This is a genomic window from Streptomyces sp. GbtcB7 (assembly GCF_019091445.1).
Taxonomy (GTDB): Bacteria; Actinomycetota; Actinomycetes; order Streptomycetales; family Streptomycetaceae; genus Streptomyces; species Streptomyces mirabilis.
The window spans coordinates 1-22,713 of sequence record NZ_JAGXJM010000049.1 but is presented as its reverse complement, the minus strand read 5'-3'; the positions used below and the strand labels follow the sequence as shown (position 1 = coordinate 22,713).

General features: G+C 69.4%; 22 protein-coding genes and 1 rRNA gene. 15 read left to right on the top strand and 8 right to left on the bottom strand.

Annotation, left to right across the window (positions count from 1 at the left end; translation table 11 throughout):
* Nucleotides 1-4: 4 nt before the first annotated feature.
* Nucleotides 5-625, bottom strand: coding sequence for a DUF47 domain-containing protein (locus KVT44_RS47840; RefSeq protein ID WP_054232360.1), 621 nt, complete (start codon nt 623-625; stop codon nt 5-7).
* A 452-nt stretch (nt 626-1,077) separates the two neighbouring features.
* On the opposite strand from KVT44_RS47840, the gene KVT44_RS47835 reads away from it, so the two are divergent.
* Nucleotides 1,078-1,380 carry a metal-sensitive transcriptional regulator gene (locus KVT44_RS47835; RefSeq protein WP_177324022.1) on the top strand — a complete coding sequence of 101 codons (303 nt, stop codon included), beginning with the start codon at nt 1,078-1,080 and terminating at the stop codon, nt 1,378-1,380.
* Nucleotides 1,381-1,441: 61 nt separating this feature from the next.
* On the opposite strand, the gene KVT44_RS47830 is transcribed toward KVT44_RS47835, so the two are convergent.
* Together KVT44_RS47830 and KVT44_RS47825 are read right to left on the bottom strand one after the other, a co-directional pair.
* The gene (locus KVT44_RS47830; protein ID WP_217574644.1) at nt 1,442-1,627 is read right to left on the bottom strand and encodes a hypothetical protein; all 186 of its coding nucleotides are present in this window, start codon (nt 1,625-1,627) and stop codon (nt 1,442-1,444) included.
* A 132-nt stretch (nt 1,628-1,759) separates the two neighbouring features.
* A complete protein-coding gene (locus tag KVT44_RS47825) occupies nt 1,760-2,599 on the bottom strand; it encodes a hypothetical protein (RefSeq protein WP_099921875.1) in 840 nt (279 codons plus the stop codon).
* A 117-nt stretch (nt 2,600-2,716) separates the two neighbouring features.
* On the opposite strand from KVT44_RS47825, the gene KVT44_RS47820 reads away from it, so the two are divergent.
* Both KVT44_RS47820 and KVT44_RS47815 read left to right on the top strand, forming a co-directional pair.
* Nucleotides 2,717-2,890, top strand: a complete 174-nt coding sequence (locus tag KVT44_RS47820; protein ID WP_180292939.1) for a hypothetical protein — start codon at nt 2,717-2,719, stop codon at nt 2,888-2,890.
* A gap of 190 nt (nt 2,891-3,080) precedes the next feature.
* The gene (locus KVT44_RS47815; RefSeq protein ID WP_217574642.1) at nt 3,081-4,667 is read left to right on the top strand and encodes an FAD-binding oxidoreductase; all 1,587 of its coding nucleotides are present in this window, start codon (nt 3,081-3,083) and stop codon (nt 4,665-4,667) included.
* A 34-nt stretch (nt 4,668-4,701) separates the two neighbouring features.
* Here KVT44_RS47815 and KVT44_RS47810 read toward each other — a convergent pair whose 3' ends face one another.
* From KVT44_RS47810 to KVT44_RS47800, 3 genes are all read right to left on the bottom strand, one after another.
* A complete protein-coding gene (locus tag KVT44_RS47810; RefSeq protein ID WP_217574640.1) occupies nt 4,702-5,403 on the bottom strand; it encodes a phosphatase PAP2 family protein in 702 nt (233 codons plus the stop codon).
* 190 nt (nt 5,404-5,593) lie between these two features.
* Nucleotides 5,594-6,601 (bottom strand): bifunctional lytic transglycosylase/C40 family peptidase, encoded by a 1,008-nt coding sequence (locus KVT44_RS47805; RefSeq protein WP_302832204.1) that lies wholly within the window; start codon nt 6,599-6,601, stop codon nt 5,594-5,596.
* Between the two features lie 163 nt (nt 6,602-6,764).
* Complete coding sequence (locus KVT44_RS47800) at nt 6,765-7,523, bottom strand: serine protease (protein ID WP_190170892.1); 759 nt, start codon at nt 7,521-7,523, stop codon at nt 6,765-6,767.
* A 267-nt stretch (nt 7,524-7,790) separates the two neighbouring features.
* Between KVT44_RS47800 and KVT44_RS47795 the strand changes: the two genes are divergently transcribed.
* The 11 genes from KVT44_RS47795 to KVT44_RS47745 all read left to right on the top strand — a co-directional run bounded on the left by KVT44_RS47795 (nt 7,791) and on the right by KVT44_RS47745 (nt 21,054).
* Nucleotides 7,791-8,636, top strand: coding sequence for a helix-turn-helix transcriptional regulator (locus KVT44_RS47795; RefSeq protein ID WP_308314319.1), 846 nt, complete (start codon nt 7,791-7,793; stop codon nt 8,634-8,636).
* A 72-nt stretch (nt 8,637-8,708) separates the two neighbouring features.
* Nucleotides 8,709-8,945 (top strand): DUF397 domain-containing protein, encoded by a 237-nt coding sequence (locus tag KVT44_RS47790; protein ID WP_217574636.1) that lies wholly within the window; start codon nt 8,709-8,711, stop codon nt 8,943-8,945.
* A complete protein-coding gene (gene bla, locus KVT44_RS47785) occupies nt 8,939-9,841 on the top strand; it encodes a class A beta-lactamase (RefSeq protein WP_217574680.1) in 903 nt (300 codons plus the stop codon). Before KVT44_RS47790 ends, bla begins: the two co-directional genes overlap by 7 nt.
* Before the next feature lie 388 nt (nt 9,842-10,229).
* Complete coding sequence (locus tag KVT44_RS47780) at nt 10,230-11,588, top strand: S53 family peptidase (protein WP_217574678.1); 1,359 nt, start codon at nt 10,230-10,232, stop codon at nt 11,586-11,588.
* Between the two features lie 378 nt (nt 11,589-11,966).
* On the top strand, nt 11,967-13,304 hold the full coding sequence (locus KVT44_RS47775) for a S53 family peptidase (protein ID WP_217574635.1): 1,338 nt from the start codon (nt 11,967-11,969) through the stop codon (nt 13,302-13,304).
* Nucleotides 13,305-13,866: 562 nt separating this feature from the next.
* Nucleotides 13,867-14,175: a hypothetical protein gene (locus tag KVT44_RS47770; protein WP_054232206.1), complete on the top strand. Its 309-nt coding sequence runs from the start codon at nt 13,867-13,869 to the stop codon at nt 14,173-14,175.
* A 186-nt stretch (nt 14,176-14,361) separates the two neighbouring features.
* Entirely contained in the window at nt 14,362-15,222 is an 861-nt protein-coding gene (locus KVT44_RS47765) for a hypothetical protein (RefSeq protein ID WP_217574633.1), read from the top strand.
* Complete coding sequence (locus KVT44_RS47760) at nt 15,212-16,549, top strand: hypothetical protein (RefSeq protein WP_217574630.1); 1,338 nt, start codon at nt 15,212-15,214, stop codon at nt 16,547-16,549. The genes KVT44_RS47765 and KVT44_RS47760 overlap by 11 nt, the downstream gene beginning before the upstream one ends.
* 14 nt (nt 16,550-16,563) lie before the next feature.
* A complete protein-coding gene (locus KVT44_RS47755) occupies nt 16,564-18,105 on the top strand; it encodes an SCO6880 family protein (RefSeq protein ID WP_099925555.1) in 1,542 nt (513 codons plus the stop codon).
* Nucleotides 18,106-18,119: 14 nt separating this feature from the next.
* Complete coding sequence (locus tag KVT44_RS47750; RefSeq protein WP_054232202.1) at nt 18,120-19,544, top strand: ATP-binding protein; 1,425 nt, start codon at nt 18,120-18,122, stop codon at nt 19,542-19,544.
* 1 nt (nt 19,545) lies between these two features.
* Entirely contained in the window at nt 19,546-21,054 is a 1,509-nt protein-coding gene (locus KVT44_RS47745; RefSeq protein WP_217574628.1) for a type VI secretion protein, read from the top strand.
* 6 nt (nt 21,055-21,060) lie between these two features.
* On the opposite strand, the gene KVT44_RS47740 is transcribed toward KVT44_RS47745, so the two are convergent.
* Complete coding sequence (locus KVT44_RS47740; protein WP_217574626.1) at nt 21,061-21,603, bottom strand: GNAT family N-acetyltransferase; 543 nt, start codon at nt 21,601-21,603, stop codon at nt 21,061-21,063.
* 123 nt (nt 21,604-21,726) lie between these two features.
* On the opposite strand from KVT44_RS47740, the gene KVT44_RS47735 reads away from it, so the two are divergent.
* Nucleotides 21,727-22,488 carry a CDP-alcohol phosphatidyltransferase family protein gene (locus tag KVT44_RS47735; RefSeq protein ID WP_054232199.1) on the top strand — a complete coding sequence of 254 codons (762 nt, stop codon included), beginning with the start codon at nt 21,727-21,729 and terminating at the stop codon, nt 22,486-22,488.
* A gap of 150 nt (nt 22,489-22,638) precedes the next feature.
* Here KVT44_RS47735 and rrf read toward each other — a convergent pair.
* A 5S ribosomal RNA gene (rrf, locus tag KVT44_RS47730) occupies nt 22,639-22,713 on the bottom strand; the annotation flags it as partial.

Below are 22,713 nucleotides of genomic sequence, written 5' to 3'. Positions count from 1 at the left end.
AAGTTCAGGACTCCTTGACGGCGATGGTCTCCACCGTGTTCGCCACATGTTCGAACGCGTCGGCCGCTTCCTCCAGCACATCCACGATCTGCTTGAGCTTCAAAACCTCGATGGCGTCGTACTTGCCGTTGAAGAGGTGGGCGAGCAGCTTGCGGTGGATCTGGTCGGCCTGGTTCTCCAGCCGGTTGACCTCGATCCAGTACTCGGTGAGGTTGTCCATCGTCCGCAGGTTCGGCATGGCCTCGGCCGTCAGCTCGGCGGCCCGGGCCAGCACCTCGATCTGCTGTTCCACACCCTTGGGGAGCTCCTCGACCTGATACAGCACGACCAGGTCGACGGCCTCCTCCATGAAGTCCATGATGTCGTCGAGGGACGAGGCCAGGTTGTAGATGTCCTCGCGGTCGAACGGCGTGATGAAGGAGGAGTTCAGCTGGTGGAAGATCGCGTGAGTGGCGTCGTCACCGGCGTGTTCGGCGGCCCGCATGCGCTCTGCGATCTCGGCCCGGGCGGAGGCGTCCGCCCCGAGCAGTTCCATCAGGAGTTTCGAGCCCGTGACGATGTTGTCCGCGGAGGCGGAGAACATGTCGTAGAAGCTCGTCTCCCTGGGGGTCAGACGAAAGCGCACTTGGGGTCCTCGGGGTCCTTTTGTTCGGTCAGGCTGATGCTAGGCGCATCATCCGGCCACGGCTAACCGGCCGTCCCCCAGTGTCGCCCATCGGGCACAGTGATCAGCACAGGGTCCGGTCCCGGCATCCGGCAAGGGCCCTATACCCAGCAAAGTTCGTTACCATATACCCGGCAGGGGTATATATACCGGACCATCAGGAGGACGCGATGACGACCACCGAGGCCGGCGCGACGGCGCCCTCCGGCAAGGCCAAATCGGTTCAGGAGGTCCCGGACATTTCGAACATCCAGGCCCCCACCGATACCGAGGAAGTCGAGAGCGACGGAGCCGGGCGCGAGGACGTCGTGAGCGGGGGAGCCGAGACCGAAGGCGTCCAGACCGGAGGCGTCCAGGCCGGAGGCGTCCAGGCCGGAGGCGTCCAGACCGGAGGCGTCCAGGCCGGAGGCGTCGTGACCGACCACGACCGCGGCGTCCACGGCTACCACAAGCAGAAAGCCGAACACCTCAAGCGCCTGCGCCGCATCGAGGGCCAGATCCGGGGTCTGCAGCGGATGGTCGACGAGGACGTCTACTGCATCGACATACTCACCCAGGTCTCCGCCTCCACGAAGGCCCTCCAGTCCTTCGCGCTGCAGCTCCTCGAGGAACACCTGCGCCACTGCGTCGCGGACGCGGCCCTCAAGGGCGGCGAGGAGGTCGACGCGAAGGTCGAGGAGGCCACGAAGGCGATCGGCCGCCTGCTGCGCACATGACAGGAGCTGCGCCCATGACACAAGCACACGGGGACACCGAAGTGCGCACGTGAAGCGGTCCCTACTCCCCCGCGCCGCTCCCCCGGATGCGCTCTTCGGCCACCTTCAGTACCTCGTCGATGCTCTCCAGGCTGAGCCGCTCCTCGTGGGCGGCCGAGGCCGCGATGATCAGGTCGCCGCACAGCTCGATCTCGGCGAGGGCCACGTGGTCCTGAACTGCCGTACCGCCGACCGGAGCCACGTGCATCACCTCTTCCTGCCGTCACCGGCTTCCTAGAGTAGGGAGCGGCCTACACACCGCGCATGGCACGGAAGGGCCATTTCCAGCCCCCAACTCCTCCTCGTCCACGCACCGGCAGCCACGCCGACGGACGGACGTCTACGGCTCCGCGATCTTCCCCGCGAAGATGTCCTCGGGTTCCGGAAGCCGTACGTGGGCCGGGACCCCGAAGTCGTACAGCAAGGTCGTCGAGGCGACCGCGACGGTGCCCTTCTGCCGCCCGTTGATGAAGCTGAACCGGTTCCGGAGCTTGCGGACGCGCCCCTGGTCGTCGAGGTAGGCGTCGAACGGGACTTCGGCGGTGGCGAACCCTTTCGCCGCCGCCGCGAGTGCCTTCCGGTTCCCCCGCGAGGCGCTCCGCGCGGCGATGTCCAGGTCGGCGGTCCCGCGATAGTGCCGCACCGGCGTCCCGGCCACCTCCGTCCTCCCCAGGTACGTCGCCGTCCGCGCCCCCCGCAACAACTCCGCCGCGGCGAACGGGTCGGTGGCGCCGCCGGTCACGAGGTTCCCGTCGGAGAGGGTGGCCGTGTCGACGCGCACCCATTTGTCGGCGGGGACACCGGCGCCGCGGTTCTTCATGAACAGGGCACCCGGGGCGAGGAGTTCGGTGATCGGCCGGTGCTCGACGGCACCGGCGGGATCCTGCGGCAGCAGCACCTTCAACTGCCCCAGCTGCTTCTTGAAGTCGTAGACACCCTGGCCGCGGATGGTGACCCGGGTCCCGCCGGTGGCCATCTCCATCGACGTACGGGTCTTGGCGCTGCCGGCGCGCTCCAGTGTGGCGGCGGCCCGGTGCAGTACCTCGACGGAGGTGATGCCCTCGCGCGCGTCCTCGGCACCGGCCCGGCCGACGGAACATCCGCCGACGCAGACCATGAGCCCCGCCATCGCGACCGCGACGACGCCCGTGCCCGTCCGACTCTGCTGCTGCGCCACCATCGTCCGCCGACCCCCAGCCGGTCCGTCCCGGGCCTCCTGTCGTTCCGGTTAACGACGGGTAGGGACGGCCGTCACGCGGCGGTGATTCATTTGCTTGCCTTGGGTAACGTTGTCGGTGTGGCGCAACCGGAGGAGACCCATCCCGTCCAGGAACACCGAGCGACGACGATCGAGCAGGGTCGCTTCTGTCTGGCGCGCTGCACCTGCGGCTGGCGAGGCCCGGCCCGCCGCGCCCGCAGCCTGGCCCGCACCGACGCCGAGGGCCACTTGGTGAACACACCGCTCGCGTAGCGCCCCGTGGGCGGCGTGACCAACCTCTCGCCCACCCTCAGCCGAAAAGGCCCAGACCAGGTTCAAGATGGGGCGAGATCCGCGCGGGATCACGGTCATGTCCCGGTTCCGTCCCGCGCCCGTCCGCCGCGGAACCCCCAGGACCCGGCACACGTCTCGTCCCACGCACGGGAAGCAACGGGAGGCGCACATGCAACGGCGTACGTTCATAGGTGGCGGCGCGGCCGCACTCGCGGCGGCGGCCACGGCCGCGTGCAACGCCAAGGGCAGCGGGGACAAGGCGGCGGCCACGGACGGGGCCGACACCTCCCTGCGCACGGCCACCACCAGCGCGGGCACGAGCAGCACGGGCAGCGGCATGGCCGCCCACGCCGCCACCAACTGGACGGCCCTCGCCAAGGACCTCGACGGCTCGCTGGTCCGCCCCGGCGACCGCAGCTGGTCGACGGCCCACCAGCTGTACAACACCCGCTTCGACTCCCTGAAGCCCACCGCCGTCGCGTACGTCGCCCACGCGGACGACATCCGTACGACCATGGCCTACGCCCGCGCCCACAACATCCCGCTGTCGATCCGCAACGGCGGCCACTCCTACGCGGGCTGGTCCTCCGGAAACGGCCGGCTGATCCTGGACGTGTCCAAGCTCAACACCATCCGGGCGTCCGCGAACGAGGCGGTGGTCGGCGCCGGATCCAAGCTGATCGACGTCTACCGCGCGCTCGCCGCGAAGGGCGTCACGATCCCGGCCGGTTCCTGCCCGACCGTCGGCGTCTCCGGTCTGACCCTCGGCGGCGGCCACGGCGTGGTGTCACGGGCGTACGGCCTGACCTGCGACAGCCTCACCCAGGCGACGCTGATCACCGCGGACGGCAAGCAGGTCGTGGCGAACGCGAGCGAGAACAAGGACCTCTTCTGGGCCCTGCGCGGCGCCGGCAACGGCAACTTCGGTGTCGTCACCGAGCTGCGCTTCAAGACCCACGCCGCCCCGCAGGCCGTGTCGGCGTACATGACGTGGCCCTGGGCGAAGGCCGCCGCCGTGGTGAAGGCCTGGCAGGAGTGGGGTCCCAGCCAGCCGGACGAGATCTGGTCCTCGCTCCACCTGGAGAACGGCAGCGGCACCCCCACCGTCGCCGTCGCCGCCTTCTCCCTGGGCACCTACGGCGAACTCCAGAACGCCGTGGACCGCCTGGCCACCAAGATCGGCGGCCCCGCGCGCAGCGTCTCGCTCAAGAAGCACTCCTACAAGGAGTCGATGGAGGCGTACGCGGGCTGCTCCTCGTTCCCCACCGAGGCCCAGTGCCATCTGCCGGGCTCGACGCCGGGCCGCTCCCCGCAGGGCGCCCTCGGTCGTGAGACGTACGCGGCCCGCTCGGACTTCTTCGACCGCTCGATCTCCGCGGCCGGCATCCAGACGCTGCTGCACCAGATCTCCTCGGTCCGCGGCGGCGCGGGCAGCATCGCGCTCACCGCACTGGGCGGTGCGGTCAACCGGGTCTCGCCGACCGCGACGGCGTTCGTGCACCGGCGTTCCCGCATGCTCGCCCAGTACATCGCCTCCTGGGGCGCCGGCGCCTCCGGCACCACGGTCCAGTCCTGGCTGACCTCCGCCCACTCGGCGATGGCCGCCCACGCCTCCGGTGCCGCCTACCAGAACTACACGGACCCGACCCTCACCAACTGGCGCAAGGCGTACTACGGCGACGCGGCGACCCGCCTGGCGGCCCTGAAGAAGCAGTACGACCCGAACCGCTTCTTCACCTTCCCCCAGTCACTCTGAACGCCCCGTAGGCAACCGCCACTCAGCGGAGCGCCTACGCGGCGAGGTCCGGCTCCTCGGGGCGCTCCGCCCGCGCCCCGGGAATCAGCGCCTCCTGCCCCGCATGCCCCACGCTCCGCGCCCGGATCAGCCATCCGGCGCGCGTCGAGCGCTCCACGGCCTTCATCACCGGGGTCAGCAGGGCCATGGCGAGCGGGGACAGCAGCAGGGCGACGGCGGTGCCGAGGGCGAAGCCGCCGATGACGTCCGTCGGGTAGTGCACGCCCATGTAGACCCGGCAGAAGCCTTCGAGCAGCGCGATCCCAATCCCGACGAGCCCGAACCTCCGGTTCGCGACGAACAGCCCGACGCCCATCGCCATGGTGAGCGTCGCGTGATCGCTCACGAAGGAGAAGTCGGTCTTGCCGCTGACCAGGACGTCGAGCCCCTGATGGTCGACGAACGGGCGGGGCCGCTCCACGAAGCCCCGTATCGGCACGTTCACCAGTACCGCGATGCCGGCCGCGAGCGGCGCCCAGACGAGCGCGGCCACCGACGGGGCGGCGTTCTCGTCGCCGCGCCGCCGCACGGTCCACCAGCACCACAGCACCAGCAGGACCATGGCGAGCAGCAACCCGTACTCGCCGACGAACTCCATGCCGCGGTCGAACCAGTGCGGCGCGTCCTTGGCGAGGCCGTTGATGTCGTACAGCAGGTCCACGTCGGGGTTCGAACCGGATTCGGCGAGTCCAGCCATGGTGCTGCGGCCCCTTCGTCGTCTTTCCGCGGGCGCAGCCTTTCGTGCGCCGCCCGATCCACCCCCGTGGTCGTAGATCGGCTCTACGTCAACAGGAACGCACATTCCCCTTCAGTACGTTCCACCCTCCACCGAATGATCACGCAGACGTTATCGAAGAGAGATACATCGCCGCAGCTCAGGGGTGGGATCAAACCGTCGTCGGCAACGCTTTCGCGCCATCTTCGGTCACGCGCGTGGCGCCGAAGTAGTCGGGGGTGTCGATGGGGTCGAAGCGGATGACGGCGCCCGTTCGCGGTGCGTCGATCATGTACCCGCCACCCACATAGATACCGACGTGCCGAATGGCCCGCGAGTTGGTGAGGTCGTCGGAGAAGAACACCAGATCGCCCGGAAGCAGTTCCGCGCGCGCGGGGTGCGGTCCGGCGTTGTACTGGTCGTTGGCGACGCGCGGCAGGGTGACTCCGACGCTCTCGTACGCCGCCTTGGTCAGACCCGAGCAGTCGAAGCGTCCGCCCTGGTCAGCGGTTCCGTTGCCGCCCCACAGGTAGGGCGTGCCGAGCTTCTTCTGCGCGTAGTAGATCGCCGCGGCGGCCTGCTGCGAGGGATCCACCCGGCTCACCGGCCGCGCGAAGCTCTTCGCCAGAGTCGTGATCGTCTTCACATAGTTCTGGGTCTCCTTGTACGGCGGCACGCCCCCGTACTTGATGACCGCGTAGGCCCCCGCGTTGTAAGCGGCGAGCATGTTCTCGGTGAGGTTCCCGGGCGCGTCCTTCACATAGGACGCGAGCTTGCAGTCGTAGGAGGCAGCCGACGGAATCGCGTCATTCGGGTCCCATACGTCGCGCTTGCCGTCCCCATTGCCGTCGATTCCGTGCGTGGCCCAGGTGCCGGGGATGAATTGCGCTATGCCCTCCGCCGCCGCCGGACTCTTGGCGTTCGGGTTGAATCCGCTCTCCTGATACAGCTGTGCGGCGAGCAGCGCCGGATTGATCGCGCCGCACAGATTGCCCCACTTCTGTACGAGCGTCTGGTACGCGGCCGGCACGGCGCCCTTGGCGAGCCCGACCGATCCGCCGCCGACCCCGTTGGCGAGGTTCCCGGCCACCATGTAGACGCCGACGACCAGCGCCGACATGAAGGCGAGCCCCACCCCGGCGACGGCGGTCACCACGACCCACGTCTTACGCACCGTCAACCGCCCCTCGCCGCACGGGAGTCCGCCGGACGTCAGTCTAGAGGCGACCCCTGTGCGAGGAAACGATCACACACGACAAGAAACGGGGGCGCGAAGTGCGCCCCGAACCACTCCCGTACGCCCCGACCCCGCCCCGCACACTCCGAACCCGCCCCGCACGCCCCTAACCCGCCTTGCGCGCCACCTTGTACAACTTCGCGGCCTCTTTCCCGAGGACGACGCTGAACGAGACGTCGTCGGTGTCCCCGCCCGCCTCGTGGCCGCCGATGACCCCGACGACCTCCCCGTCGCCGTTCACCCAGGGGCTGCCGCTGGTGCCGCCGGCGAAGGCGGGGCACTCGATGCGCTGCTGGGAGCGGCTGTGGGCGGTCGGTTTGTTCGTACAGGTGACCGGCGCGTCGAGGGTGCTGGGGTAGCCGGTGACGGTGACGGCGGTGGCCCCGGTCTCCCGCCCCGTGGCGAGGGCGTTCCCGCCGACGACGTCCTCGATGCCCTTCGCGCCCTGTTTGGCGACCTCGACGAAGGCGACGTCACTGTCCTCGTCCTGACCGCCGGTCCAGGCGTCACCGACGTAGGTCTTCTTGACGTCCCAGATCCCGTACGGCGCCTTGCCGTCCCGATATCCCGGGACAAACCGCAACTTTCCGCCCCCATCAAGACAGTGTGCGGCGGTCACCAGAAGGTTCCGCCCCTCGCTGTGCACGACAGAGGCCGTGCAGAAGTGTCCGCTCAGGCCGTCACCTGCGTTGAACAAGGCGCCCACACGGGCGCTCGCCTTGTTCGTGTCGGCCTGCACGGTCACGCCGAACGGCCCGGGGCCGTCATCGGCGGACGCCACGGACGCGGACGTGACGGCCAGCATCACGACCACGACGAACAAAGCGTTCCGCCGGTTGCCAGGGGGACGAGTGGTGCGCTTCATCGGTTCACACTCTGGCCCACGGAATTAAGAAAAATCCTGGAACCACACTGAGAATCTCCTATGAGTCACCGGTGGGAGCCAACGGAGTCACGAGGCAGGTCCACCGTACGGCCCATCCCCGGCCCTCGCACGCACACTCGACCCTCCGAACTGCCCACAGGCTGTGGACGAACGCGCCGAACGGTAAACGCATTCACCGGCTGGCAGGGATCGGGTTCACTATCATTCGTGCGGGCGACCGGCGACAGCCAGGAGACGGAGGAGCCAGTGAGGAGCAACCCGACGGGTCGCCAACTCCGCTTCGGCGCGGAGCTGCGCAAACTCCGGGAGCGCGCGGGCCTGACCGCCACCGGGGCCGGTCGGCTCATGGGCATCAAGCAGACCCAGGTCAGCAACATGGAGGCCGGGCGCGTCGGCGTGAGCGCCGAACGGGTGCGCGCGCTCGCCCGCCACTACGGCTGCTCGGACCAGGCCCTCGTCGACGCGCTCAGCGCCATGACCACCGAGCGCTCGCGCGGCTGGTGGGAGGAGTACCGCGAGATCCTGCCCGCCGCTCTGCTGGACCTCGCCGAGGTGGAGCACTACGCCGGGCGGCTGCGTACCGCGGTCACCATGCACATCCCGGGCCTGCTCCAGACCACCGATCACGCCCGTGAGCTGTTGCGGCACGGCGTGCCCGAGCTCTCACCACCGGAGATCGAGCACCGGGTGTCGTTCCGCGTCAAGCGCCAGACCGTCCTCTTCGCAGACGCCCCGACCGCTCTGGTGGCGACCGTCCACGAGGCGGCCCTGCGCATGCGGTTCGGCGGGCGCACCGTGGCCACGTCCCAGTTGCGGCACCTGCTGGACATGAGCGAACGGGACCACATCACCCTCAGGGTGCTCCCGTTCGCCACCGGATCCTTCCCTGGTTCCGGCCAGTCGGTCTTCTACTCCAGCGGACCGGTCACCCCACTCGACACCGTGCGCCTCGACCAGTCCCACGGCCCGGTGTTCCTCGACGCCGAAGCGCAGTTGCGGATGTACCGCACCCTCCTCGACCGGATGGAGTCGGTGTCCCTCTCCCCCGAGGACTCGCGAGACTTCATCCACAAGCTGATCCACGACCTGTGAAAAGTACCGAGATGCTCACCGCCACCCCCGCCGCCTTCCACGCCCACCTCCTCACTCCTAAGGAAGCCCCCCGTGGCTGACGTCCCCCCGGACCTCGACTGGGTCCGCGCCGCCCCGGACGACGCGACCGGCCCCGGCCCCTGGATCGAACTCGCCTTCGGCGCCGGCGACCTGGTCCACATCCGCGAAACCAGCGACCCCGCCAACATCGTCACTACCACTCGGAAGAAGTGGGACGCCTTCGTCCTGGGCGTACAGGCGGGCGAGTTCGACCACTTCGTGGAAGGACTGGAGGACGAGAGATCTTAGGGACCACGACCACACGCCGCACCCTGCTCACCGCGGCCACCACCGCCGCCGCCACCCTCGCGCTCGGCGCGGGACCGGCGTACGCGGAGGATCCCCGACACCGGGACACCCGCGCCGGACTGCGAGAGCTGGAGGCGCGACACGGGGCGAGGATCGGCGCGTTCGCGTACAACCTGAGGACGAAGGCCACCGTGCGCCACCGCGCGGCGGAACGCTTCCCCCTCTGCTCGGTGTTCAAGACGCTCGCGGCGGCGGCCGTGCTGCGGGACCTGGACCGGCACGGGGAGACACTCGCCCGGCGCATCCACTACACGGCGGCCGACCTGGCCGGGTACTCACCGAAGACGGGTGAGCCGGAACATCTGGCGGGCGGCATGACCGTCGGGGAGCTGTGCGACGCGGCGATCCGCTACAGCGACAACACGGCGGCCAACCTGCTGCTCCGCGAGCTGGGCGGCCCCACGGCGATCACGCGATTCTGTCGCTCGCTGGGGGACCCGAAGACCCGCCTGGACCGCTGGGAGCCGGAGCTGAACACGGCGGAGCCCTGGCGAGTGGAGGACACGACCACCCCGGCTGCCATCGCAGGCACCTACGCCCGGCTCGTCCTCGGCGACGCGCTCCACTACCGCGACCGTGACCGCCTGACGACGTGGCTGCTCGGCAACACCACCAGCGGCGACCGTTTCCGCGCGGGCCTGCCCGAGGACTGGACGATCGCCGACAAGACCGGCACCGGCGACTACGGCACCAGCAACGACGTGGGCATCGCCTGGACCCCGGACGGTGCCCCCGTGGCCCTCGCCGTCCTCAGCACCAAACCCGCGCAGAACGCCGCCCCCGACAGCCCCCTCGTCGCCGCCGCGGCCTCGGTCCTGGCCGCGGCCATGGGCTGACGCGCGCCCCCAAGACAGCCGGCGACCCCGTCGCCACTCGGCCGGCGCCGCCCCCGTGTACGCCGCGTTCGTGCGATCCGCGGCCCCACGGGCGGCGGCTTCCGGTCACCACCCGCGCCTCGCCCGATGCACAGCCGATCCGCGAAGCGAGTCAAGCCGACGTCAACTTCCAGCCATCGAGGGGCCATTGAGGGGTAACCCGATCACCCGGGTTCGGTATGGCGGAAGTCAGAATTCCAGATCACTCTTGTTTGTCGCGTACTCAACAAGCGAGTGTCTACGCGGGTCACACGGCCCGGCCGCCGGGGACACCGCACCGACGGCAACAGCACCCGCACCGCCCCTGTCAACCTCTCTCAGGAGCTGTACGTTGCGTACTACACCCCCCATATCCCCCACGTCCCCCACACCCGGCAACAGATCGGCCGCACGCACCAACTGGCGCCGCTTGGGCTCCGCGGCCGCCGCCACCGCCGCCCTCCTGGTGGCCGGTTTCGGCACCGCCGTCGACGCGAGCGCGGCGGTCGGCACGACCGCGACGAAGACCGTCGTGAGCAAGAGCACCGCCGCCAAGGCCGGTTCCACCAAGGTCACCTGGACCCGTTCCTGCGCCGAGCCCAAGAAGAAGGGGGAGATGGCCTGTAACGCGCTGCGCGTGACCGGCGGCACGACCGCCTTCATGAAGGCCAACGCCCACGCGAACGCCGTCACCCCCAAGGCCGCCGCCGACTCCCCCACCGGCTACGGTCCCAGCGACCTCCAGGACGCGTACGGCCTGACCGACGCGGCCGCCTCCAACGGCTCGGGCGAGACCATCGCGATCGTCGACGCCTACGACGACCCGAACGCGGCCTCCGACCTCGCCGCGTACCGCTCGTACTACGGCCTGTCGGCCTGCACCGTCGCCAACGGCTGCTTCAAGAAGGTCAGCCAGACGGGCTCCACGACCTCCCTGCCCACCGCCGACAGCGGCTGGGCCGGTGAGATCTCGCTCGACCTCGACATGGCCAGCGCCGTCTGCCCCAACTGCAACATCACGCTGGTCGAGGCGAAGTCCTCCTCCATGGCCAACCTCGGCACCGCGGTGAACGAGGCGGTCAAGCTCGGCGCGAAGTACGTCTCCAACAGCTACGGCGGCTCGGAGTCCTCCTCCGACACCTCCTACGACAGCTCGTACTTCAACCACCCGGGCGTCGCCATCACGGTCAGCGCGGGCGACGAGGGCTACGGCGCCGAGTACCCGGCCGCCTCCAAGTACGTGACCTCCGTCGGCGGCACCGCCCTCTCCTCGAGCTCCAACAGCCGCGGCTGGACCGAGAAGGTGTGGAACACCAGCAGCACCGAGGGCACCGGCTCGGGCTGCTCCGCCTACGACGCGAAGCCGACCTGGCAGACCGACACCTCCTGCTCGAAGCGCATGATCGCGGACGTCTCGGCCGTCGCCGACCCGGCCACCGGCGTCTCGGTCTACGACACCTACGGCGACGGCACCGGCTGGGTCACCTACGGCGGCACCAGCGCCTCCTCGCCGATCATCGCGGCCGTGTACGCCCTGGCCGGCACCCCGTCCAGCGGCTCGTACCCGGCGAAGTTCCCGTACGGCTCGGCCGGCACGTCCGCGCTCAACGACGTGACGTCGGGCAGCAACGGCTCCTGCTCCACGAGCTACTTCTGCACCGCCAGGTCGGGCTACGACGGCCCGACCGGCTGGGGCACCCCGGAGGGAGTCTCGGCCTTCACCGGCTGATCGCATCGCCCTCCGCACGGCACGGAGCCGCTGGGTGACGGATTAAGTGGGGATCCACCGGCGGCACCCGAGACGGGCCGCGGCAGCCTGCCGCGGCCCGTTCGCCATCACGTCCACCCGTTCGGAAACTTTGGTAAATCCCTTGACCTGCCTGTGAGTTGAGTCAAGTGGCGCTCAGCCGCAGTCCATCGAGCGGCCATCGAGGAGTAACGCGGCGGCCTCGTTCAGTAATGCGGAAGTCAGGATTCCAGACGGCTCTTGTTGTCACGTACTCAACAAGAGGATGGTCATCGGCGGGCCGCTCGGCCCTCCGCCGGGGACACCGCACCGGCGGCGCACCCGCACTGCCCCTGTCAAACACTCTCAGGAGGCTGTCCGTTGCGTACCTCGAATCCCCAAGAGCCCGCCAGACCCGCCGTACGCGGCAGGTGGCGCCGTATCGGAGCGGCCGCCGTCGGCACCGCGGCTCTCGTCCTCGCCGGCTTCGGCGCCGCGGGCCCCGCGAACGCCGCCCCGGCCGCCAAGGCCACCTCCGCGACGGCCTCCACCTCCTCCAAGGTGACGTGGAGCCCGGCCTGTTCCACCCCCGCGAAGGGCCAGATGGCCTGCAAGGCGCTGCGGGTCACCGGCGGCACGACCGCCTTCCAGAAGGCCAACGCCCACGCGGACGCCGTCACCCCGAAGGCCGCCGACGCCGCCACCCCGTCCGGGTACGGGCCGAGCAACCTCCAGAGCGCCTACGGCCTGAGCTCCGCCGCCGCCTCCAACGGCTCGGGCGAGACCATCGCGATCGTCGACGCGTACAACGACCCGAACGCCGAGGCGGACCTCGCCAAGTACCGCTCGTACTACGGCCTGTCGGCCTGCACCACGGCCAACGGCTGCTTCAAGAAGGTCAGCCAGACCGGCTCGACGACCTCCCTGCCCTCCAGTGACGCCGGCTGGTCCGAGGAGATCTCCCTCGACGTCGACATGGCCAGCGCCATCTGCCCGAACTGCAACATCCTGCTCGTCGAGGCCACCTCCGCCACCATGGCCAACCTCGGCAAGGCGGTGAACGAGGCCGTCACCCTGGGCGCGAAGTACGTCTCCAACAGCTACGGCGGCTCGGAGTCCTCCTCCGACACCTCCTACGACACCTCGTACTTCAACCACCCCGGCGTCGCCATCACCGTCTCCGCGGGTGACTCCGGCTACGGCGCCGAGTACCCGGCCGCCTCCAAGTACGTGACCTCCGTCGGCGGCACCGCCCTGTCCACCAGCTCCAACAGCCGCGGCTGGACCGAGAGCGTCTGGGAGACCAGCAGCACCGAGGGCACCGGCTCCGGCTGCTCCTCGTACGACGCGAAGCCGACCTGGCAGACGGACACGGGCTGCTCGAAGCGGACCATCGCCGATGTCTCGGCCGTCGCCGACCCGGCCACCGGCGTCTCGGTCTACGACTCCTACGGGGTCACGGCCGGCTGGTACACCTTCGGTGGCACGAGCGCGTCCTCGCCGATCATCGCCGGTGTGTACGCCCTCGGCGGCACCCCCTCCAGCAGCTCCTACCCGGCGTCCTTCCCCTACGCGTCGGCCGGCACCTCGGCCCTCAACGACGTCACCTCGGGCAGCAACGGCAGCTGCGGCTCCAGCTATCTGTGCACCGCGAAGTCGGGCTACGACGGCCCGACCGGCTGGGGCACCCCGGAGGGAGTCTCGGCCTTCACCGGCTGACCCGCCGGAGACACGGAAAACCCCCGAAAGCACGGGAAAGCGGGGGGAACTGCCGGGGAGGACGTGGGGATCCTCCGGCAGTGCGGGGAACGGGCCGCGGCAACCAGCCGCGGCCCGTTTCCGTGCGCCACGGCGACGGGGATAGCCTTCGGGGCAGCGGCCGTGCGTCCACATCGGGCGGACGCGCGACCCGGAGAACATCGGCTCGACAACCCGTCAGAAACACGACGGGCACGCAGGGATGCTGCGAGGAGCGGTGGGGCGACCGCCCCGCACTCGTCGTAGAAGGGGTTAACGACGGAACCACACCACAGGTTCCGGTTCGACTTCATTGCCCGGCGTGACCAGCCGTGATACACAGAGTGACCATACGACTCTTTGCATACCGTCGCACGCCTCCCGAAAGGGGCCCGCGTACGCCGGTGACAAGGGATTCGTACGAAAACCGCCAATCAATGACGCCAAGTCGACATACGACAGCGGCATTGTCGGCGAGAATGGGCCCGACCTCTGCGCACAGTGGCAGGGGGTGCAGAACTACCCACTAGGGGCGGTGACTTACATGCTTTTCGCAGCCGACAAGGGCGACATCACCACAATCATCGGCGGAATCGCCCCGGACTGGGGTCCCTTCGGCAGCCTGGGCAACGAGGCCAAGACGATGATCCAGGTCGTGATGGCCGTCGCCATCCTGCTCTGCCTCGGGATCGCGATCTGGGGAGCGGCGAAGCAACGCATCGGAGCGACGGCGCTCCGCGACACGTTCAGCGCCGAACAGGGCAAGGGTCTGATCATCGCGGGCCTCACCGGAGTCTTCATCATCGGCTCCCTCGGCACGCTCTTCACCATCGTGTACGGCATGGCCGTCTAGCTTCGGCCGGGCACCCGGCTCCTCACCTCATCTCCTCCCTCCCTGTCCGACCCACCCGTCCGTCGTGCCCACCGGCTGAGGTTGCGTTTCCCTGATGTCGAGTCACCACACCGCGTCCGCGCGGGAACCAGCACGGCTACCGTCGTACTACGCGGTTCAGGAAGAGGTTGAGGGGGCGTACGCGACATGAGTCTCGGTGACGAACCCGGATACGGGGACGGCTCCCGCGGCGACGACGGGGGATACGGGGGGACGGGCCAGACCCGGACCCGCCTCCCCGACCGCCCCGGAGACGTCTACGGCGGCGCCCGCCGCGGCCGCTCCTCCTCGCGGAGCCTGGTGACGGTGGTCGGCGTCGTCGTCCTCCTCATCGCGGCCATCGCCTTCGCGAACCGTGGAGGAGACGATTCCTCTTCCTCCTCCGGAACCGGCAACGGAGGCGGCAACGCCACCAAGACCTCCCCCACGGCCCCCTCGGGCCAACGCCCGGTGGACACGAACACCGGGGGCATCCCCACGGGGTTCGCGCACAGCGAGCAGGGCGCGCAGAGCGCGGCGGCCAACTACGCGGTGGCGCTGGGGTCGACGAGCATGTTCCAGAAGACCGGTCGGCACAACCTGGTCGACACCCTCTACACCTCCGCCGCGGCCGGCCGCCTCCAGGGCCCGCTGGACGACGCCTACTCGACAGGCTTCCTCAACAAGCTGGGCCTCGACGCGGCCGGCAACGCGCCCCAGGGCAGCACCTTCGTCTCCCGCACGATCCCCGTCGGCAGCAAGGTCGAGCAGTACAGCGCCACCGACGCCAAGGTGTCGGTCTGGTACCTGGGACTCATCGGAATGTCCGCGCAGAACTCGACCGACCCCGTCACCTCGACCTGGAAGACGTGGACCTTCGAGCTCCAGTGGTCCGGCGGGGACTGGAAGATCGTCACCGACTCGCAGAAGGACGGCCCCGCCCCGGTCCCCGGCGACGACAAGGCCGCCACCTCCGACGAGATCAGCAAGGTCATCGAGGAGTACGGAGGGTTCACTTATGCCCGGTAGCCCACGCCGTGTACTCAAGCTCACCGGCGCCGTCACGGCCGTACAGACCGCGGTCGTTCTGCTGGCGTCCCACGCCTACGCGGCTCCACCGAGCCCGACGCCGAACTCGAGCCCCAGTCCCAGTGCGAGCGCCAGCGCCTCGACCGACTCGTGCAGGCTCATCTTCGGCGAGGCCAAGAAGTACTGCGAAAAGGGCAACACCAGCGGCGGTACCACCGACCCCGGTACCACCTCCACGCTCGACCCCCTCTCCTCGCTGGCCAAGGGCTGCGCCGAAGCCGCGTCCTGGACCATCGACAAGCTCTCCGCGGCGGTCAAGGACACGGCGAACGTCGACTTCACGAACCAGAAGTTCCTCCAGCAGTACGCCGTGGTCTTCGCCGCGTCCACCATCCTCACCCTCCTCCTGTGGCTGCTGGCCGTGGCGAAGCGGGCGGTGCGAGGCGTCCCCCTCGGCACCGCGATCTCCGAGGCGATCGGCTTCCTCTGGCTCACGGTGCTGGCGTCGGCGTTCACCCCGCTGATCCTCTACACCGTCGTCTCGGCGAGCGACGGCGTCACCGACGTCCTCGCCAAGACCACCGGCAACCAGACCGACACCTTCTTCGGCACCTTCTCCGGTGCCCTCGCCAAGGGCGAGAACATCGGCGGCGGCCCGATCATGCTGATCGTCGTCTCCCTGGTGTCGATCCTGGCCGCAGGCGTCCTGTGGCTGGAGCTCGTCATCCGCGCCGCCCTGCTGTACGTCGGCGCCCTGCTCGGCACCGTCGTCTACGCCGGGCTCGTCGACAAGAACCTGTGGGGCCACGTCCGCCGCTGGGCCGGCATCATGATCGCCGTCATCCTGGTGAAACCGGTCATCGTGATCGTGCTGGGCCTCGCCGGCGCGCTGTCGACCAACGGCGGCCCGGACTCCTTCTCCGCCGTCGTCTCCGGCCTCGCGATCATCCTGCTCGCCATCTTCGCCAGCGCGATGATCTACCGCTTCGTGCCCGGCTTCGGCGACGAGATCGCAAGCGGCCGCAACAACCGCATCATGCAGGGCGCCGAAGGCAAGGCCGCGGCCGTGATCAGCTCCCCCGCCACCCTGGTCGCCCAGGGCATCAAGACCCACAGCACCCGCGCCGACAACAACGGCGGAGGCGGCGCAGGCGGCGGCAACAGCCAGCCGCGCCCCGCGAACCCCGTCTCCGGAGGCGTGTCCGCCCACAGCACCCGTACGCCGAACGGAGGCGGCGGATCTGTCCCCTCCGCCGCACCCCCACCACGTACCGGCAACACCCGCAACAGCAGCAGTACCAACCGCACGGGAGGTGAAGGGCGTTGACGACCGATTCCCACGTGTCCCATCCGGTCACGCCCCGCCGTACATATCTGATCGGCCGCGCCCGGCCGAACGCGATCGTCGGCCGGAACCGCGAGTCCGGCGAGATCGCGCTCATCATCGCGGGCGCGTTCCTCGGCATGATGTGCGGCTTGCTCGTCCCCGTCCTGTCCCTGCGGATCGTGCTGCTGATGGGCTTCCCGCTGGTGGCCATCGCCGCGGTGTACGTCCCGTACAAGCGCCGCACGTTCTACAAGTGGTTCGAGATCAACCGCAGTTACAAGCGCAACCTGCGCAGCGGCACGGCGTACCGCAGCAGCGTCCAGGAGGCCGGTACGCGTCTGGACGGCAAGGAGGTCGAGATCGGGCCGCCGCCCGGCATCGGCCGGATCTCCTGGCTCGCGGCCCCCTTCGGCCCCGACGAGATCGCCGTACTCCTGCACGCCGACCGCCGCACCGTCACCGCCGCGATCGAGATCGAGGGCCCGGGCGTCGGCCTGCGCGACAGCGAGGACCAAGAGGCCCTCGTCGACCGCTTCGGCACACTGCTCAAGCACGTGGCGAACGGCGACGGCTTCGTCACCCGCCTCCAGATGCTCGCCCGCACCCTCCCCGCCGACCCGGACGCCCACGCCAAGGACGTCGCCCAGCGCGGGGACGAGAAGGCACCGGCCTGGCTCCAGCAGTCCTACGACCAGCTCCAGTCCATGGTGTCCACGAGCAGCGAGCAGCACCGCGCCTACCTCGTCGCGTGCATGCACTACAACCGTGAACTCGCCGCCGAGGCCCAGGCCATGGCGCGCGCCGCCCGCCCCCAGGGCGGCAAGAAGCTGGACCGCGACGCCGGGCTCGCCGTCGTCATGGCACGCGAGCTGACCGACATCTGCTCGCGCCTCCAGGAAGCCGACATCCGCGTACGCCAGCCGCTCGGTCAGGGGCGACTGGCCTCCCTCGTGCACTCCATGTACGACCCCGACCACCCGATCGACCACATCCAGGCGATGACGAAACGTAATGCCTGGCCCGCCGAGCTCGACGCCATGGAGCCCACCTACCTCCAGGCGAAGACCCGCGAGTCCTCCACCCGCGCCCCCTGGTGCCACGCCACGGCCTGGGTGAAGGAATGGCCGATGACCCCGGTCGGCGTGAACTTCCTGGCCCCGCTCCTGGTCCACACCCCGGACGTCATCCGCACCGTCGCCGTCACGATGGACCTCGAACCCACCGAGGTCGCCATCGAGCGCATGCTGACGGAGAAGACGAACGACGACGCCGAGGCCAGCCGCCAGCTGAAGATGAACCGCACGGTCGACCCCCGCGACATCGCCTCCCACAACCGCCTGGACCAGCGCGGCGAGGACCTCGCGAGCGGCGCCGCCGGCGTCAACCTCGTCGGCTACATCACCGTCAGCTCCCGCTCTCCCGAGGCCCTCGCCCGCGACAAGCGCACCATCCGCGCCTCCGCCGGAAAGTCGTATCTGAAGCTGGAGTGGTGCGACCGCGAGCACCACCGGGCCTTCGTCAACACACTGCCGTTCGCCACCGGAATCCGCAGGTAGGAGCTGATGTTCTGATGCGGGATCCGCTGTCCGCCGCGACGGACGCCTTCACGGGCTTCCTCTTCGGCAAGGTCGAGACGACCCGCCTGCCCGTGCGCACCTCCACGGGCCAGGCCCAGGCGGTCTACCTGCCGACCGCCGCACCCGGTCTCGGCGACTCGGGCGTCATCATCGGACGCGAGGTGTACTCCGGGAAGGGCTACATCTACGACCCCTTCCAGCTGTACGGCCAGCAGCTCCCCGCGCCCCACTGGCTGGTGCTCGGTGAGTCCGGCAACGGCAAGTCGGCGCTCGAGAAGACCTACGTCCTGCGCCAGCTGCGCTTCCGCGACCGCCAGGTCGTCGTGCTCGACGCACAGGGCGAGGACGGCGTCGGCGAATGGAACCTCATCGCGGAAGAGCTGGGAATAACTCCCATCCGCCTGGACCCGACAGCGGCCCTGGACATGGGCATCCGCCTCAACCCGCTCGACCCGGCGATCACGACGACGGGCCAGCTGGCCCTGCTGCGCACGATCATCGAGGTCGCGATGGGCCACGGCCTCGACGAGCGCTCCGGCTTCGCCCTCAAGGTCGCACACGCCTATGTCAACGAGACGATCCTCGATCGCCAGCCCGTCCTGATGGACATCGTCGAGCAACTACGGCACCCCGAGCCGGAGTCGGCCGAGGCGATGAACGTCGCCATAGACGACGTACGGGCGTGGGGCCTGGACGTCGCCCTGGTCCTCGACCGCCTGGTCGACGGTGACCTCAGGGGCATGTTCGACGGCCCCACGACGGTGGGCATCGACCTCGACGCCCCGCTCATCGTCTTCGACCTGTCCCACATCGACCGCAACTCCATCGCCATGCCGATCCTGATGGCGATCGTCGGCGTGTGGCTGGAACACACCTGGATCCGCCCCGACCGCAAGAAGCGCATCTTCCTGGTGGAGGAGGCGTGGCACATCATCAACAGCCCCTTCGTGGCCCAGCTCTTCCAGCGCCTGCTGAAGTTCGGCCGACGCCTGGGTCTGTCCTTCGTGGCGGTCGTCCACCACCTGTCCGACGTGGTGGACGGCGCGGCGGCCAAGGAGGCGGCCGCGATCCTGAAGATGGCGTCCACCCGGACGATCTACGCCCAGAAAGCGGACGAGGCACGGGCGACGGGCCGGGTGATCGGCCTGCCCCGGTGGGCCGTCGAGATCATCCCGACCCTGACGCCCGGTATCGCCGTCTGGGACGTCAACGGCAACGTCCAGGTGGTCAAACACCTCATCACCGAGACCGAACGCCCCCTCGTCTTCACCGACCGCGCCATGACCGAGTCCTCCGCCGACCACCTCGCCGACGACGCGCTGCGCGCCGCCGAACTCGAGGCCGAGGAACGCGCCGCGGCCTTCGTGGAGCAGCACCTCGCCGATCTCGACGGTTCGTCCGAGTCCACGGTGGCGTGAGATGAGCCGGGACGGGCGGGACCGCCGCAAGGCGGAGAGCGAGGGCGGCATCCCGGACGGCCTGCTGGTCGGGGTGCTCGCCTTCCTTCTCGGCATGACCTTCCTGATCTGGTCGGCCACCGGCCTCGCCGGCTGGTTCGCCCACGGCGCCTGGCCGAACGCGGTCACCTTCGCCCGTACGCCGCTGGCCCTGCGGCACCTCATCGGGCACCCGCACGACGTGACGGGCGCCTGGCCGGACACCCCCGCGGACCAGCTCTCGGGGTACGGGCTCTTCTGGGGCCTGTTCATCGGCCAGCTGATGGTGCTGGTCGTGATGACCATCTTCGTGATGGGGACGTGGGCACGATGGCGGGCGGTCCGGGCGAGACGGAAGGCGGGGGTGTACGCGAGACCGGCCCCGACGCCGGTGCCGATCCCCGCCCCGGTACCAGAACCAACCCCGGCGCAGCTTGAGGTTCCGGTGCAGCGCCCAGCGCCGGAACCGACGGAGCTGCTACCCGCAGAGGCGGAACCACAGCAGCCCGCGTCGGCCACCTTGGCAGCGGACAGTAAACGGGTGGGTGAGTGGGAAAGAAATCGCACCGCCGCCGCGCTCATCCTCGCCCCACCGGAAACCCGCCACACCACCGCGACCCAAGCCGTACGAGACGCGGACGGCCCCGCCCTGGTGGTCACCTCCAACCCCGCCATCTGGTCGGAAACCAAGGACGCCAGAGCCAAACTCGGCCCCGTCCTCCTCTACGACCCCTCCCACCTCTGCGACACCCCGGCCCGCCTCCACTGGTCCCCCTCCACCGGCTGCGAGGACAAGACGACGGCCGCGTCGAGAGCCATCGCCCTCCTCGGCCCCGTACGCCCCACCGCCAAGGTCGACCAGGCCATGGCAGACGTCGCCGAAACGCTCCTGCGCAGCTATCTGCACGCCGCCGCGGTGGAGGGCAAGGCCTTCCGCCACGTCCACCGCTGGGCCCAGGGCACCCAGGTACAGGACGCCGTACGTGCCCTCCGCACGAACCCCAAGGCCGCGTCCGGCGCGGCGGGCGAACTCGAGGCCGCCCTCACCTCACACCCGGAACGCCGCGACATAGCGCAGGAGTTGACGGCCCGCGCCCTGTCCGCCCTCTTCACGGTCAACGTCCGCGAATCCTGCACCCCGAACCGAAGTGACGCCCTCGTGCTGGATTCCTTCGTCAACGAAGGGGGCACGCTCTATGTGGTCGGTGAACCCATCGAGGACCCCAAGGCGAACCCCGGCGCGATGCCGCTCCTGACGGCCCTCGCCTCAAGCGTGGTCGAGCGCGGCCGGCGCATGGCCGAACGGTCATCCTCCGGTCGCCTCGACCCACCACTTACGCTCGTCCTGGACGACGTCGCCGCGGTGGCCCCGCTCCCCCAACTCCCGGAGCTGCTCGCCACCGGAGCCGACCAGGGCCTGCCCACCCTGGCCCTCCTCCGCTCCCAGGAACAGGCCAGGGCCCGCTGGCCCCAGCACGAACTCCCGGTCTGACGACACCTACGGCCTGGCGATCACAAACTCCAGATCCCGGGTCCCCTCGTTCCCCTGGGATGCCACGGATCCCCCGGTCGGCACGAACCCCGCCTTGCGGTAGAAGGCCTCGGCGCGCCCGTTCTTCTCGTGCACGAACAGCCGTACACGCTCAAGCCCGCGCTCCCAGGCCCAGGCGAGAGCGCCGTCGACGAGCGCGTCCGTCACACCGCTCCCCCGGTACTCGGCCCGCACGAAGACACCCACCAGATGCCCCTGGTCCTGGTCGATCACGGCATCGAAGAAGTCCCGCTGCCCGGCCTTCTCGAACAGCATGACCACGGAACCCGCCCACACCCCGTCCGGCCCGACCGCGACGAACTGCCGCGCCCCGTCCCCCTCGGCGGCCCCCGCCGCCCGCTCCTGCCAGAACGAGTCGGGCCGGGCCGCCGCCTGCTCGTACGTCTCCAGGAACGCGAGATGTGCCACCGGGTCCCGCAGGGCGGCAAGCCGCAACTCCTTGGCCGCGGGCCACTCGTCGGCCCTTATGGAACGAATCACATGGTTCATGGAACCCACCGTAGCCTTCGCGTTCGACATCGCTCATCTGAATTCCACCCTGCCGATCCCCGCCGTCCGGGACCCCGTCATGCTCTTCCCTGTACTCACATTGATCCCAGGGGAGAAAGCCGCATGACCAAGGTCCAACTAGAGGAACTCCGCGAGGTCATCCACCCCGCGGGCAAGCTGGAGAGCAGGGCGGAACACTGGGCCGGCCGCCTTTACATGCGATCGCTCTCCCTGCGGGTGACCCGGCTGATGCTGGGCACCCGCGTATCGCCGAACCAGATCACGACGGTCATGGTCTTCGCGGGCGTACTCTCCGGAGTCGCGCTGGTCGTCCCCGGCCTGGGCGGCGCCGTACTGTCCGTCCTCTTCATGCAGTTGTATCTGCTCCTGGACTGCGTGGACGGCGAAGTGGCCCGCTGGCGACGCCAGTTCAGCCCGCTCGGCGTCTACCTGGACCGCCTCGGCGCCTACCTCGCCGATGCCGCGGTCATGGTCGGCATGGGCATCCGCGCCGCCGAACTCGGCCTGAACCTCTACCTGGTGGCCGGCCTCGCGGCCGCGATCGGCGTGCTGCTCCTGAAGTCGTCCTCCGACCTCGTCCACGTGGCCCGCTCCGACAGCGGCATGCAGAAGGCCACCGACCAGTCCGTCGTCCCGCGCTCCAGCGGCCTCGCCCGGGTCCGCCGCCTCACCTCGGCCGTCGGCCTCCACCGCCTGGTCAACGGCATCGAGTGCACCATCCTGCTGCTCGTGACGGCGATCGTCGACCTGGCGCTCGGTGACCTGACTGCGACGAAGATCGCGACCGTGGCCGTGACGGCGATCGTCTGGCTGCTGGTCCCCGCGCACATCGTCTCGATCGTCGCGTCGTCCCGCCTGAAGTAACCGAGTCGCCTGCAGGAACCGAGTGAGGGCATGCGGGGCTGTTGTCCGGCCCCGCATGCACCCCCCACCTCCGCAGCCAGACACCAAAGTGAACGCAAAAAAGCCCCAACTTCGGGTACCTACCCGAAGTTGGGGCTCTTTTCAAAATTTGTTCGGCGGCGTCCTACTCTCCCACAGGGTCCCCCCTGCAGTACCATCGGCGCTGTGAGGCTTAGCTTCCGGGTT